This window comes from Leifsonia sp. RCC_180, assembly GCF_058138205.1.
On the sequence record NZ_CP200340.1, the window covers coordinates 2348284 to 2362114 of the forward strand.

At 68.7% G+C, this 13831-nt stretch carries 10 protein-coding genes; 4 read left to right on the forward strand and 6 right to left on the reverse strand.

Annotated features, from left to right (window positions below; all coding sequences use genetic code 11):
* Nucleotides 1–6: 6 nt before the first annotated feature.
* Genes AB7E03_RS11650 through AB7E03_RS11660 form a run of 3 tightly spaced genes read right to left on the reverse strand, consistent with a single transcriptional unit; the run spans nt 7 to nt 4993 of the window.
* Nucleotides 7–2475, reverse strand: a complete 2469-nt coding sequence (locus tag AB7E03_RS11650; RefSeq protein WP_489941566.1) for a glycoside hydrolase family 2 TIM barrel-domain containing protein — start codon at nt 2473–2475, stop codon at nt 7–9.
* On the reverse strand, nt 2472–3488 hold the full coding sequence (locus tag AB7E03_RS11655; RefSeq protein ID WP_489941567.1) for a Gfo/Idh/MocA family protein: 1017 nt from the start codon (nt 3486–3488) through the stop codon (nt 2472–2474). The genes AB7E03_RS11650 and AB7E03_RS11655 overlap by 4 nt, the downstream gene beginning before the upstream one ends.
* An 8-nt stretch (nt 3489–3496) precedes the next feature.
* Nucleotides 3497–4993: an MFS transporter gene (locus AB7E03_RS11660; RefSeq protein ID WP_489941568.1), complete on the reverse strand. Its 1497-nt coding sequence runs from the start codon at nt 4991–4993 to the stop codon at nt 3497–3499.
* A gap of 123 nt (nt 4994–5116) precedes the next feature.
* Between AB7E03_RS11660 and AB7E03_RS11665 the strand changes: the two genes are divergently transcribed.
* Entirely contained in the window at nt 5117–6136 is a 1020-nt protein-coding gene (locus tag AB7E03_RS11665; RefSeq protein ID WP_489941569.1) for a LacI family DNA-binding transcriptional regulator, read from the forward strand.
* 23 nt (nt 6137–6159) lie between these two features.
* Nucleotides 6160–6315: a hypothetical protein gene (locus AB7E03_RS11670; RefSeq protein ID WP_489941570.1), complete on the forward strand. Its 156-nt coding sequence runs from the start codon at nt 6160–6162 to the stop codon at nt 6313–6315.
* A gap of 4 nt (nt 6316–6319) precedes the next feature.
* On the opposite strand, the gene AB7E03_RS11675 is transcribed toward AB7E03_RS11670, so the two are convergent.
* Both AB7E03_RS11675 and AB7E03_RS11680 read right to left on the reverse strand, forming a co-directional pair.
* Nucleotides 6320–6850 carry a GNAT family N-acetyltransferase gene (locus AB7E03_RS11675; RefSeq protein WP_489941571.1) on the reverse strand — a complete coding sequence of 177 codons (531 nt, stop codon included), beginning with the start codon at nt 6848–6850 and terminating at the stop codon, nt 6320–6322.
* Between the two features lie 60 nt (nt 6851–6910).
* Nucleotides 6911–10327: a DUF7507 domain-containing protein gene (locus AB7E03_RS11680; protein WP_489942905.1), complete on the reverse strand. Its 3417-nt coding sequence runs from the start codon at nt 10325–10327 to the stop codon at nt 6911–6913.
* Nucleotides 10328–10541: 214 nt separating this feature from the next.
* Here AB7E03_RS11680 and AB7E03_RS11685 point away from each other — a divergent pair, with 214 nt between their 5' ends.
* Entirely contained in the window at nt 10542–11357 is an 816-nt protein-coding gene (locus tag AB7E03_RS11685) for a hypothetical protein (RefSeq protein WP_489941572.1), read from the forward strand.
* 213 nt (nt 11358–11570) lie between these two features.
* The gene (locus AB7E03_RS11690) at nt 11571–13145 is read left to right on the forward strand and encodes a helix-turn-helix transcriptional regulator (protein ID WP_489941573.1); all 1575 of its coding nucleotides are present in this window, start codon (nt 11571–11573) and stop codon (nt 13143–13145) included.
* On the opposite strand, the gene AB7E03_RS11695 is transcribed toward AB7E03_RS11690, so the two are convergent.
* Nucleotides 13121–13699: a hypothetical protein gene (locus AB7E03_RS11695; protein ID WP_489941574.1), complete on the reverse strand. Its 579-nt coding sequence runs from the start codon at nt 13697–13699 to the stop codon at nt 13121–13123. The two genes, AB7E03_RS11690 and AB7E03_RS11695, sit on opposite strands and share 25 nt — an antisense overlap.
* Nucleotides 13700–13831: the final 132 nt, after the last annotated feature.

Here is a 13831-nt window from a genome sequence, read left to right on the forward strand (position 1 = left end):
GAGCGGTTATGCCCGCAGGATCTCACGCTCCGGCGAGGAGGCCCCTCCAAGCCCGTCGATGCCACCCAGCTCTATGGTCGCGCCGGCGACCGTCCCAGCGGTGGAAACGGTCACGCTCACGGGGCCCGGACCCGTGCGGCGAACGACGACCATGGCGATTCCGTCGAACGTTCGCTGATCCGGGCCCTCATATGTCAGGGAAGGAGCCGGTTCGCCGCTGCCCACTGCCGCCAGCACTCCGTCGCCCGCAATGCGGACGCTGATGCTCTGCTCCAGACTCATGTTGAGGCGACCGTCCGCATCCACTGCTGCGACCTCGACGAACGCCAGTTGCCGGCGGCTGCCGACGTCGGCCTTTAGGACCAGGCGGTCGACCCCGTCAGCGCTTGTCAGCGTGAACGTCTCGGCACGCCCGCCGCCCCGAATGGCGGTCGCCGTCACTTCTCCGGGCTGGTAGGGCACGGCGAACTCAGCCTTGTAGCGGTTGTCGGGCCCCGCCGGCGCTCTGCCGATCACCTTTCCGTCGAGGGCGAGCTCCACCTCGTCGGCGTCGCTGTAGACCTCGACCGCGAGCAGCGCGCCCTCGTGCCCGGGCCACGTCCAGCTGCCGATGCTGTCGCTCCAGGTCCACGGTCCGGCATAGAAGGTCTTGCCGTCGCTTCTGGGTCGGGAGACGGCGATGTAGGGGTCCTTCCGGAGCCCGAAGACGATCTCGCGGTAGTACGAGGCGGGGCGGCGGGTGCCGACCAGGTCGAGGTCCCCGCACCAGGCCGCGATCCACGGATACGGGCCGCTGAGCGTGGGAGCCTGGCCCTCCGCGAGGTACTGGGCGCTGCCGATGCCGACCTCGCCGAGGTAGTCGAAGCCGGTCCAGGTGAAGTCGCCGATGACATGGTCGTTCCCGGTGACCAGCGCCCAGTTGCCGTCGATGCGCGTCGGGAACGTCTCGGTTCCGACGATGACCCGGTTCGGGAAGAGCTCCTTGTCCATCACGTAGCGGGAGTCGAGGTAGTTCATTCCGGCGATGTCGAGCAGGCCGAACGATTCGGCGGTGTTCTCGGTCACGATGTCCGATGCACCGATCTGGTTCATGAACTCGGCGGGACCTGCCATGAGGGTGTTGATCCCCGCGCCGTCGCCCGTGCCGCTGCCAGCCTGGGCGGCCAGCTTCTTGATGTCGTCCATGACTGCGAGCATCCCGTTCACGGCGTTGGTGACGAACCGCGTCCCATCCAGTTCCCGCACCTTCTCGGCAAGGGCTCGCCCGGTGAGCGCACCAGCAGGGGAGCCGGTCTCGGGGATCTCGTTGCCGATGGAGTACATGAGCACCGACGGGTGGTTGAAGTCCTTGGCGACGAGTGACTCGACGTCCCGCTCCCACCATTCGGCGAAATGCAGCGAGTAGTCGTGGGGCATCTTGTTCGAGGTCCACATGTCGAACGTCTCGTCCATGACGTAGACGCCGAGCCGGTCGCACGCGTCCAGCATGGCGACGCTCATCGGGTTGTGGGCGGAGCGGATCGCGTTGAATCCCGCCTCCTTGAGCAGGCGGACGCGGCGCTCTTCGGCGTCCGCGTAGGTCGCCGCACCCAGAATTCCGTTGTCGTGGTGAACACACGCCCCGCGCAGTTTCACGGTCCTTCCGTTGACACGCAGCCCGTGGATGGGGTCGACCTGCAATTTCCGGATGCCGAAGTTCACAGCGGAATCGTCGATCGCTTCCCCGTCGTTCCTCAGCTCGACGGACGCGGAATAGAGCGTGGGCGTTTCGGCGCTCCACAGCTGGGGCGCGGGCACGTACAGGCGCTGCCGGCTGCGCGACCGCCCGTTCGCTTCGATCGTCACGGGGACCGATCCCGTCGCCACGGCCGCCCCGTCGGCGTCTCGGATGGTGACCAGCACGTCGACGGTCTCGCGGCGGATGCTGGTGCTCGCCACGGTCACATCCACCTCGACGATCGCGCCGTCGTCCTCGATGTCGTCTGCGCTGACGCGGACGCCGCTCACCGGAATGTGGACGGCGGATCCGACGTGCAGCCAGACGTCCCGGTAGATGCCCGCGCCGGTGTACCAGCGCGAGTCCTCTCCGTGCCGGCTCTCCACCTCGATGACGTTCTCTTCGCCCGGGAGGAGGAACCGATCGGCGTCCACCGTGAAGCCCGAGTAGCCGTACGGCCGCTGGCCCGCGTATGCGCCGTTGATGTGGACGGTCGCGTCGCGGTAGATGCCCTCGAACTCGAGCACCACCCGCTCCCCCGCCAGATCCGCCGGGGCGGTGAACGTCTTGCGGTACTGGTACGCGCCTGCAGGAAAGAACGCGACGGCGCCTTCGCCGTTCGGGTCGCGTGGCTCGTGGATCAGGGCGTCGTGCGGGAGCACCACGTTCGTGTACGGTGCGCTGATGCCCCCGAGTTCGGCGAACGGATTCACCTTGCGGCGGAACTCCCAGCCGTCGTTGAATGTCGTGCGCTTCATCGGATCTCCTCAAGAGGTGCGGTGTTCATGGTCAGGATGTCGCGGATCTCATCCAGCAGTTCGAGGGTGCTGATGCTGTCCGCGAGAGGGTGGAGGGGGTGCTCGGTCAGCCCCGCGGCGATCGCCTCGGTGACGGCCTCCAGCATGGGGACGTAGCCGTTGCCGCGGCGCTCGTGTCGGCTGACGTGCGGCTCGGACAGCGCCCGAGCGATTCCGCCGGAGCGGGTCTCGAATTCGTTCGCCGCCCAGAAAGGCGCCGGGAGGGTCATCCACCCGTCAGTGCCGCTGATGGATGCCGTCGGCTCGATGAACTCGACCATCGAGGCGCTCAGCTGGGCGAACGCGCCGTTCTCGTACTCGAAGGTGACATGCTCCGTGAGGTCGACGCCGTCTTCCCGGATTCGACCTGCGGCGTGGATGCACGAAGGCCGACCGAGCGCGTCCAGGGCGAGCGTCACGGGGTAGATCCCCTGGTCGAGAAGGGTGCTGCTCGCCCGCTCAGCGCTCCAGCGTGTCGAGTCGGGCATTCCGAAGGGAAGGCCGAAGGAGGCGCGGACGCTGCTGACCTCGCCGATGGCACCGGTTCGAGCTGACGTGATCAGTGCGCGATACGTGGGGTTGAAGCGCATCCACATGGCCTCCATCGCGAAGCGACCGCTGGCGGCGGCGGCCTCGAGGATGCGCCTACCGTCATGGGCGCCGACCGCCAGCGGCTTCTCGATGAGAACGTGCTTGCCCGCTTCGAGGGCTTCGATCGCGACGCTTACGTGGGTGGCGTGCGGCGTCGCGATGTAGACGACGTCCACGGCCGGATCGGCGAGCAGTGAGGACAGGCTTCCGTAGGCGACGGCGAACCCCTGCTCGACCGCGAACGCCTGCGCTCGGCCCTGGTCCCGGGAGGACACAGCGTGGCGACGCGCTCCCGGGACGAGACTCAGGTCGCCGGAGATCGACCGGGAGATGTATCCCGTGCCGACCACCGCCCAGTTCAGCTCCGCGCGCGATTCCATCATCGTGGCGTTCAGGCGGCGGTCCCGGCTTCGGCGGCCCGCGCGGTCCGCCGAGCCGAAAGGTCGCGCTGGATCTGCGAGAGGTTCTTGTCGATGTTCAGGAACCACATGATGACACCCATGAGCACGGCCACGATCAGCGGGAGCCACAGGAACAGGAAGATCTCCATGGTGACCGCGGAGGCCGGCTGCTCGGCGGCCTGGCCGTTGTAGCCACCGGCCGCGAGAAGCCAGCCCACCAGGGCGACGCCGAGACCGGCGCCGAAGTTCTGCCCGGCTGTGGCGGCCGCATACGTCATGCCGTCCAGGCGGACACCGCTCTTCCACTCGCCGTAGTCGACCACGTCGGCGACGAGAGCGAACAGTCCGGCGGCGGCAGGGATGCCGCCGATCGAGCGGATGAGGCCGCCGACGATGAGGAGGGTGAGGTTGGTGGGGTCGATGAGGGAGATCACCACGCCGAGGATGGTGATGACCACCCCGGCGAGGATGAGCCTGCGCTTGCCGAAGCGGGCGATGATCGCCGGCATGAACCAGAGACCGATGATCAGCGGGAGCAGCTGCACCAGGCCGAGGAAGCTGTAGATGTTCGGGTCACCCAGCACGTCCTTGGCGTAGAAGACGCCGACGCCGGCCGTGCCGACGAGCACGTAGTTGAGCAGGAAGAAGCCGAACGCCAGGAAGAAGTACGGGTTGCGGAAGAGGATGCCGAGGGTCTTGCGCAGGGGAAGCTTCTGACCGTCGTCCTGCTTGATCGTGCCCTTCACCCGCTCCTTCGTGCCGAAGAAGACGATGAGGAACGTCGCCGCCGAGATCACCCCATAGATGATCGAGATCAGCGTCCAGCCGGCCTGGCCGCCCCCGTTGGCGGTGACCACGGGGATGGTCACGAAGTTCACGACGAGCGTGGTGACGAGCGCGAAGAAGGTGCGGATGACGGTAAGGGAGACCCGCATTTTGGAATTGCTCGTGATCACCGAGAGGAGGGTGTGGTACGCGAGGTTGGACCCCACGAATCCGATGCCGAGGCAGATGAAGTACATGACGAACGCGTAGAGCTCTTTGGCACCGGTTCCGAGCCCCGCGGGGATGTTGAAGAGCAGGATGAACGAGATCACCACGACCGGCGTCGCGAACAGGATCCAGGGGCGCGCTTTGCCCCAGCGGGTCGAGGTGCGGTCGATGAGCGTGCCGAGGATGAGGTCCATCGTGCCATCGAGCACACGGCCGAAGAGGAGCAGAGTCCCCGCGATGGCGGCGCCGATGCCAACCGTGTCGGTGAAGTAGAACAACAGGAACGCTGAGATCGGCGCGAAGATCAGGTTGCCGCCGATGTCGCCGACCCCGTACGCGAGCCGCTCGCGGATCGTGAGCCTCTCGCCGCTCGTGTCGGCGACCGCTTCGCCGACTGCGCTCGCGGCGAGCGAGGCCGTCATCGACTCCTCGGCGCTCACGGCGACGGCTGCTCGCTGCTGTTCTGCCGACGTCCGGGTTGAATCCTTCGCCATGCGTTGACTCCCTTGTCACGTGGGCCGGCGCTAGACCGGCAAGTGTCACGTGTCACTGACACGCGACACTACGGTAAACGCCCGAGGTGTCACGTGTCAACACGTCTATGGCAGACTGGGGTGATGACGGTTGATGTCCGCCCAGCGCGACGGCCTACGAGCAAGGACGTCGCGGTCAGAGCGGGCGTCTCTCGATCGACGGTCAGTCAGATCCTCAACGGCGACGACCGATTCCCCGAAGAGACGCGCGCACGCGTTCTGGCCGCAGCGGAAGCGCTGAACTATCGCCCATCCCGAGCCGGAAGGGCGCTCGTCACCGGCCTGAGCGACATCATCGTCGTTGTTGTGCCCAACGCGACGTTCGGGCCCAACCTCCAGGACTCCGTCGACAGGATCACCGCCGCAACCGCCACCGAGGGAATGAGCGTGGTGGTCCGGTTCGCAACGACGCGGGACGAATCCACACTGACCTCCGTACTCGACCTGCGACCGACGGCGGTCGTTGACTTCGGAGTGTTCAGCCCGGAACAGCGTGAACGCATGGAAGCATCCGGGACTCGCGTCGTCCCCCGTCGCACGCCCATCGCCGACGATGCCCATCCTGATCCGATCGATCTCCACATCGGGCGGATACAGGTGCGCGAACTCGTGCGCAACGGGCCCCGGCGGCTGGTCTATGCGGCGCTGGAGGACAAGCGACTCGACCCCTTCGGGCCGCCCCGCCTCGCGGGCATCCGCCAGGAGGCACACCGGCAGGGCCTCGATTCCCCGCTGACGGTTCGCATCCCCCTCGAGGCCGACGGGGCGACGGCCGCCCTGCGAGCGGCGGTCGCCCACGTCGGCCCCGCTGCGCTCGGCGTCTGCTGCTACAACGACGATGTGGCGATCGCTGTCACTGCCGCTGCGCGGGCACTCGACCTCCGCGTCCCCCAGGACATCGCCATCATCGGGGTCGACAAGACCGCGGTCGGCCAGCTGATCTCTCCCCGACTCACCACCGTCTTCATCGACCAGCCGATGCTCATCGATTCCATGCTCCAGGACCTCGCCGTTCTGACCGCCCGGCGCCCAGCGACAGGGCAGGCGATGGCCGATCTGGACATCGACCGCGTGGTGGAGCTGGTCCGCGGCGATACCACCTGAGGAGACCGGTGTAGACCGGACGCATGGATGAGCCCCTCTTCCGCTCCGTCGACATCCCCGTCGGGCGGCTGGCCGTCGTGCTGGATCCGTTCGGGAACCGGCTGGTGCTGGTCGATCTCTCCGCCGGACGGTACCGCACCGATGCCACGGGTGGCGTGACCGGGATCGACCCTGGCTGATCGCTTACGCGGCGAGGTCGAGGACGTAGGTCTGCAGCTCGAGCTCCCGTCCGTCGGGCAGCACGATGACGCCTTCACGCTCGGACCGCCGGCTGAACCCGAGCTTGCGGTAGAGCGCGTGGGCGCCGAGCATGTCCGGACCGCTGTTCAGGACCACAGCCCGGTCGCCCCGACGCGCGGCCTCCTCCATCGCGAAACGCGTCAGCGCCGCCCCGACGCCGCGCCCCCGAGCCGACGGATGCGTGGCCAGCAGCCGGAAGTAGAGCTCACCCGGCTGGATGTGCCCGTCGAAGTCCTGACCCGGCTTGAGCAACATGATGGTGCCGATGAGCTCGCCCGAGTCGATGTCCTCCGCCACGAACACGTCGAAGGCGTCGACCAGCGCCTCCGGGTGCTTGAGCTCCTCGCGGTAGTGCGCGGGCAGGTCGTCGTAGTCGTGCGTGTAGGCGGCGTGCGTCAGCTCGCCGATCCGGACGTACTCGGTCGGGGCGGCTGGGCGGATGCGGATCGTGGATGCACGGACGGTGTCAGTCATGGTGGTTCCATTCTCGCAGCGCCGCCCGACAGAACGGCGGCGCCTGCACAACTGCCGGCGTTACTCCGCCGCCCTGCGGCGACGGATCAGGAGCAGCACACCACCGGCGACCAGCAGTGCCAGGGCCGTGGCGCCCATCCCCCAGCCGATCGTCGATCCGGTGGACGCGAGCGGGCCCGTCTCGGGTGCGGTTGCGGCCACGTCGGCGATCCGCGCGGTGGACGGGTCGGAGGTGATCGGGTCACCGCCCGGTGCAATGGCACTGACGGTGGCGGTGTTGCGCAGCGCTTGGCCGGTGAGGTCCGCAGCGATCACCGTGTAGCTCGCCGTGCAGACGATGCTCTGTCCGGGCAGCAGCGTCGCCGGGCTGGCCGGGCACACCGGGACCGTGACCTTTCCGTGGCCGGTGAACGGGCCCTCCACGACCTTCGGGTCGCTCAGGCTGGTGTTGCCCGTGTTGGTGACGGCAAAGGAGTAGTGGATGACCTGACCGGCCTGCGTGATCTTGGTCGTGTCCGAGGTCTTCACCAGCGCGGCCGCTGGGGCGGCGGGCTCGGGTACGGTCGCCGTGGACGGGTCGGAGGCGACCGTGACGATCGACCGCGGGGGCGTGCCGAGGGCGGTGGCGGAGTTGGTGATCGTGCCGGCGTCGATATCGGCCTGAGTCACCGTGTAGGTCGTGGTGCAGACCACCTGCGCACCCGGTGCCAGGGAGGCGGCGCCAGCGGGGCAAGTCGGTGCCGGCAGGGTGCCGGACCCACTGAAGGCTCCCTCATCGATCGCCACATCCGCCATGGTCACGTTGCCGCTGTTGGTGACCACGAACGAGTAGGTGATCGCCTCGCCGGCCTGGAAGCTCGCCGGCGCCACCGGTGAGGCGGACTTCACCAGAGTGAGGGCCGGCGCAGCGGGAAGCGGTCGCATGTCATCCGACGGCGCTGAGGTGACCGGGACACCGCCGGGACCGATTCCGGTCGCCGTGGCTCTGTTGGTCAGCTCTCCCGCGTCAACATCCGGCTGCGTCAGCGTGTAAGAGGCCGTGCAGGTCACGGCCTGGGTCGGCGCGAGGGTGGTGCTCGGGCACTGGATGGCGCCCAGCGTGCCGGTGCCGGAGAAGGCGGTGTCGTTCACCACCAGACCCGACAGGGTGACGTTGCCCGTGTTGGTGACCAGGAAGTGGTAGGTCACCGTGCTGCCCGCCGCGGCCGCACCCGACAGGGTGGAGGACTTCTGGATGGTCAGAGCAGGAGTCGCCGTCGTGGTCACTGTTGCACTCGACGCGTTGGAGACGGGAGCGGTTCCTCTGACCGGCGTGGCCGTGGCGGTCGCAGTGTTCGTGACCGTTCCGGCATCCAGGTCGGCTTGGGTGATCCGGTAGGTAGCGGAGCACTGGATCGTGGCGGCCGGGGCGAGCGGCCCAGGGGGGCACGTCGCTGCGGGTGCGGTGCCGGTACCGGAGAAGGCCGTCTCGTCGATGACCGGGTCCGCCACGGTGATGTTGCCGGTGTTGGTGACCTGGAAGGTGTAGGTGACGGTGTCTCCGACCGCGGAGAGCGTGCCCTGGGTAGCGGTCTTGACCAAATCGAGGGCCGCCTCGGCGGGGATCGTCACGGTGGCCGTGGACGCAGCGGACACGGGGTTCGTGCCCAACGCCGCGGTCGCCGTGGCGGTAGCCGTGTTGGTCACGGTCCCAGCATCTGCGTCAGCCTGGGTCAGGGCATAGGCCGCGGTGCACGTGACGTTCTGGCCGGGGGCGAAACTGCCGGCGGGGCAGGTCACGGTCGGCGCGGTTCCGGTTCCGGAGAACGCCGTCTCGGTCACGGAGGCCGCCGAGAGCGACACATTGCCGGTGTTCGTCACCAGGAAGGAGTACGCGATCGGATCACCGGCGTGGTGTGCCGTCGCCGGGTCGGCGGACTTGGTCAGGCTGACGGCGGGAGCGGGGTTGATCGGGATGATGGCGCTCGACGGCGTCGTCGTGATCGTTGCCCCGGTCGGGGTGGTGGCGGTCGCGGTGGCCGCGTTGGTCACCTTCCCGTTGTCCACATCCTGCTGGGTGAGGGTGTAGGTCGCGGTGCAGGTCGCCTGCTCGGCCGGGTCGAGGGTAGCCGCCGATGCGGGACAGTTGACCGCCGAAAGAGAACCTGTGCCCGAGAAGGTGGAATCGTCCACCGCCACGCCGGTGAGCGGCACGTCGCCCGTGTTGGTCAGGACGAAGCTGTAGGTCACCGGCTGCCCGGCGACGTAGCTGGCCGAGTCGGACGGGGTCGCAGACTTCACCAGCGTCAGCGCCGGGTGGATCGCCGTGTTGGTGATGGTGCAGGTGATGTCGTCGCCGATCGTCGGCGAGATGGTCTTGGACGGGCCGGTGCCCGACGGCAGGACGGTGGGGCTGTTGGCGGCGATGTTCGTACACGCCCAGGAGCCCTGGTAGCTCGTCAGTGGTGTCGGGCTGCCGGCCGACATCGCCTCGCTCAGTGTGTACGCGCCACCGTTGGGCAGCACATCGACCGCTCCGGTCGTCGCGGAGTTCGTGGCGCCAGTGGTTGCGGAACCGACCGGAACGTTGCCGGGCGCCTGAGCGGCGATGTCGAACGAGTCGGCCGCGTTGATGCGGCTGGCGACCTGCTTCACAAGCGTCAGCTTCGCGGTCTGGATGCCGATCGCGATGCCCGAGCGCTGCGCAGTCACCCACTGCGTCGCGAACGACGTCGGGCTGTCCGCGCCGACGAGCAGCGCTGTCGACCTCCCACCGGCGATCGTTGTGCCGCCGGCGCCCGTGCCGGCACAGCTGACCGTGGTCGTTCCGAGCCCTACCGGTGCCTTGCATCCCCAATTGCCGTTCGGGGCGAGACGCTCGAGCTCGTTGATGGGCTTGTCCGAGGTCCACGTGAAGGACTCGCCCAGGACGTTGTCCTCGGTGTCCGCCGCCACGAAGGAGTACCCGCTGACCGGGTGGCCCTGCGAGTCGGTCACCTGGATGTTGCTGAAGGTGAGCGTGGCTGACTTCGTCCCGGCCCCGGGGAGGCTGTAGAGCGACGGCTTGCCGGTCACCCCGACGTACTGGGTCTGCCCGAACGCGAATCGTGTCTCGATCGGGGTCGTGACGGCCGCGACGTGCATCACGCTGTACCCCGTTACGTCCGCGATTTTCGCGGTGAAGCTCGCGACGTAGCCGCCGGAGAGCGTCACCTGCATCGCCTGACCGTTCGTGGAGCGAGCCGTCGTCTCGTTGAAGGAGGTGAAGTCGAACCAGCAGGTGGTGTTGGCGTAGTTGCCGTTGTTCGGGGTGTTGTTCGCGTAGTTGCATCCCTGGCCGGCTGCCGCTGCCGCTTCCGGGAAAGACGCGACGCCGAAGCCGATGAATCCGGCGGCAACGGTCGCAGCTGCGGCGAGGATGGCCGCGAAGCGCTTGACCGGCGAATGCGTTCGGCGCACCCGACCGGACGGCTTCGAACGGACTCCGTCACTGTTCATGGTCACTGAGAGCTCCTCCGATGCCGCCCGCGAGTGGACGCAGCGTTATCAAAATATCCGAAAGTCAATCAGTTGCCAGCATTTCCCCAGAAATGTGATGGGGCGGATGCGTCGGCTCCGATAGAGTCTGACTGTCTGAGGCAAGGAGGGGGGATCGATGCGCTCGTCGCTTCCGTCTGCGCCTGACTCTCTGGTCCGTTCCTCTCACTCCCTCGTGCGTGCGATGCTGCTGGGCCTCGCCGCAGCAGGCATCCTGACCGGCCTGGCTCTGCTGATGAATTCTCAGGCCGCGTCGGCCGAGGAGCGGCCGGCCGCCGGTTCGACCTCGGGTCAGGGCGCTGCCGCCGGTGGTGGCCTGCTCGGTTCCGTGCTGGCGCCCGTGACATCGGGTGTCGACACGATCGTGAGCTCCGTCCCGGTGGTCGGCAGCACCGTCGACTCTCTTCTCGGTTCCACACCTACGAGTTCGATCACGACGCCCGTGGTCGGTGCGGTCGACAACATCGTGGATGGCGTCGTCGGAGTGGTGACGGCTCCAGGTGGCGGCTCCGCGTCTCCCGGGACACCGGCGCCCCCCGGTGGAGACGGCTCGGCTCCGCCGGCGGGATCGGACGGTGGCGGCGACACGTCGGCCCCTCCTGCACCATCCCCCGTCACGGCAGCCCCGACGACTACGGCGACGACGCCTGCGCCCTCGGCCGCACCCCCGGCCGAGGTCCGCCCCGAATTCTCGGCCGCCACGGGATCCCCCTACGCAGCACCGGTCGGTGCGGGCACGGCGGCATCCATCGGTGGTTCCGCCGGGAGCGGTGGGCCGGCTGTCGATCCGCCCGCCCAGCCCCACTTCCCCGGCGATGCCACCGCGGCAGGCGGCGTCCCCATTTCCTCCGGTTCGTCCGCTTCCGCTCCCGCCGCTGAGCTGAACGGCGCGTGGCTTCCGCCCGCCGTGCCCGGCGCGAAATCCTTCTCTTCGTCGTCCGATCGTGCTCCGACAGCACCGCCGGGCGAACACGACGTCAGTCCTGGCTGATCCCTCCCCTCCGGCCGGAGGCGCTTCGCCTCCCCTTCCGGTAGCGGCCCGAACACGGTGCTGCGCCGGCTCGAAGAGCGCCCACTCGGGGCGCGGAGCCGACGCGCCGACATGCACTGCGGGGCCGGAGCGAGCGCGTTCGCCTCCTCGGACATCGTCGCGCCGTTCCGCCCTGCCGCGTGAACGCGCGTCCAGATTGTCGGAGGACGGCTCGTGGAACGAGCGAATGACACGACCAACCGCACGAACGGCTGGTCGGAACTGCATGAAGCACTGCGGTCGAGCCAGACAGCTCAGGCGGCCCAGGTCGCCCGGGAGCACTGGTTCGACCTTCTCGCCTGGCCTGCGCCAGGCCCGGACCCTATCGCACAGCGTCCCGACGCTGCTGTGGAGGAGCCGGTGCTCGCCACGCTGTTCGCGCTGATGGCGCTCGACCGCTCGGGCGGACGAAGCGCCCTACGGCGCTGGAAGGCGGCGATCCCCTCGCTGGGCGACCCATCCAGCACTATGATGACGATCGACCGGGCGATCATCCTGGCGGCTGACGTCGAGCTTCACCGGCGGGAGGGGCGACCCGATCGGGTCGCCTCAGCGGCGCGGGCCGGGATCGCCGAGCTCGATGCCCTTCCGGTGGTGGATGCGAACCTCGCCGACACCGTGAGCGGCCTGTACGCCCGGTTCGGCGCATCCCTGCTCGACTCGTCCGTGCTCGACGGGGCAGCGACCGAGGAGGCTCTCGACACGTTCGTCAAGGGACTCGAGTCCGCGCACGACGAGGCTCTGCCCTCTGCGTCAGCGAACCTCGCGATGCTGGCATCCGTCCACGCACGCCACGGGGACACCAGCCGGGCCGGCAACCTGGTGGCGGCCGCGGCGGACGCCGCACCGGCGCGGCCGGACGATGCCGCGATGTTCCGCACGGCGGAGGCGATCCTCGCCGTCGACCGGCTGGATGCGCCGACCGCGACCGGACTGCTGGCCCGCGTGGCGGGCGCCGCCGGACGTGCCGGGCACTGGATCCCCTTCGTTGTGGCCACCGCGTCGGCCGAGCTCCTCAACGGCTACCCCGGCCGCGCGCTCGCGTTCCTCGACCAGTCCGTCCGGGAGGGCGGCGCCGAGGGACGCTCGGAGGCCGCTAGGGCCGCTCTGGCACCGGTTCGTGCCGTTCTGCAGCTGTCGCTCGGCCACCCCGACGCTGCCTCGGCGGTTCTTCGCAGGGAGCCTGTCGGGGAGGTCGCCCGCCGGATCGGCACCGCCCGCGTGGAGCTGGTGCTCGGCCGCCACGGCGCCGCTCTGCAGCAACTCCGGCCACTCGCGGCGATGAACCTGTCGGTCCGCCAGAGCTCCGAAGCGTCCGCCCTGGAGGCGGCCGCTCTGCTGCGTTTCTCGAGCGAGCAGCGGGCGGCACCGGTGCTGGACCACCTGGGTGCGATCCTCTCGAACAGCAGGGAGCTGCTCCTCCCGCTGGCTCTTCTGCCACCGCAGGACCTGATGAGAGTGACGCGAGCGCTGGACTCCCTCGGCTACGAGGAGGTCGCGTCCGCCGCTACGCTGCGCTCGGTACTGCCCGACGCCGGCCCCGGGGTCATCCTCACTCGCCGGGAGACGGCGGTGCTCGCCGCCCTGCTGACCCATTCGTCGCACACGGCCATCGCCGCGCAGCTGAGCGTGTCGGTGAACACGGTCAAGTCGCAGCTTCGGAGCGTGTACCGGAAACTCGACGTCTCGACGCGCGATCAGGCCATCGCCGTCGCGCTGGAGCGTCACCTGCTGGTGGAGAAGGAGTGAGCCCGCATGATCCCGGCCTTCAGCACCCGCGTCCCGATCGCCCACGCCGCCGCCACCGCGGCGAGCTGTCCGGCGAGCCGGCCCAGCAAGGTCAACAGAAGGATCGGCACGGCCAGATCGTCGGGCGACATGACCGGCAGCGAGACCACGAACAGCAGCACAGCCGTGACGACCGCTGCAATGACGTAGTGCCACGGCCGCACCTGTCCGCGACGACCGAGCAGCAGCAGGGTCAGGTCGAAACCGAGGCCGGTGATGACCAGGGGGACGAGGATGAGCACCCCCAGCGGCGTGAATCCGATCGTCAAGATCCCGACGAGAGCGCAGGTGACCGTCGTCGCCCACGCGAAGCCGACCAGCCTCCTGGCAAGGAACGGCAGCACGCTGTGCACTCCCGCCACCAGCGCGTACGCCGGCGGGAACAGCGCGGCCAGAGTGGCGGTAACCGGGGCGATGAGGATGAGCACCAGGGCCCCGAGCGCGGCGAACGCGGCGATGATCAGCAGCGACCGTGTGCTGAGCCGGCGTGCTGCGGGCTGGGGCGACCTCGTCATCAAGCGAACCTCCGTCAAAAGTGCGAGACTCCCATCATGCATGCTGGTGCGGTGAGCCAGGCCGGGAAAACCCGGCTCACCGCGACCGCACCGCACGTCACGCCGTTCGACGGGCCGAATGCGCCGAGACCG

What these genes read in the sequence shown, in the direction of transcription:
- AB7E03_RS11650 (WP_489941566.1), bottom strand. Translation starts at nt 2,475, where the DNA reads ATGAAGCGCACGACATTCAACGACGGCTGGGAGTTCCGCCGCAAGGTG.
- AB7E03_RS11655 (WP_489941567.1), bottom strand. Translation starts at nt 3,488, where the DNA reads ATGATGGAATCGCGCGCGGAGCTGAACTGGGCGGTGGTCGGCACGGGA.
- AB7E03_RS11660 (WP_489941568.1), bottom strand. Translation starts at nt 4,993, where the DNA reads ATGGCGAAGGATTCAACCCGGACGTCGGCAGAACAGCAGCGAGCAGCC.
- AB7E03_RS11665 (WP_489941569.1), top strand. Translation starts at nt 5,117, where the DNA reads ATGACGGTTGATGTCCGCCCAGCGCGACGGCCTACGAGCAAGGACGTC.
- AB7E03_RS11670 (WP_489941570.1), top strand. Translation starts at nt 6,160, where the DNA reads ATGGATGAGCCCCTCTTCCGCTCCGTCGACATCCCCGTCGGGCGGCTG.
- AB7E03_RS11675 (WP_489941571.1), bottom strand. Translation starts at nt 6,850, where the DNA reads ATGACTGACACCGTCCGTGCATCCACGATCCGCATCCGCCCAGCCGCC.
- AB7E03_RS11680 (WP_489942905.1), bottom strand. Translation starts at nt 10,327, where the DNA reads ATGAACAGTGACGGAGTCCGTTCGAAGCCGTCCGGTCGGGTGCGCCGA.
- AB7E03_RS11695 (WP_489941574.1), bottom strand. Translation starts at nt 13,699, where the DNA reads ATGACGAGGTCGCCCCAGCCCGCAGCACGCCGGCTCAGCACACGGTCG.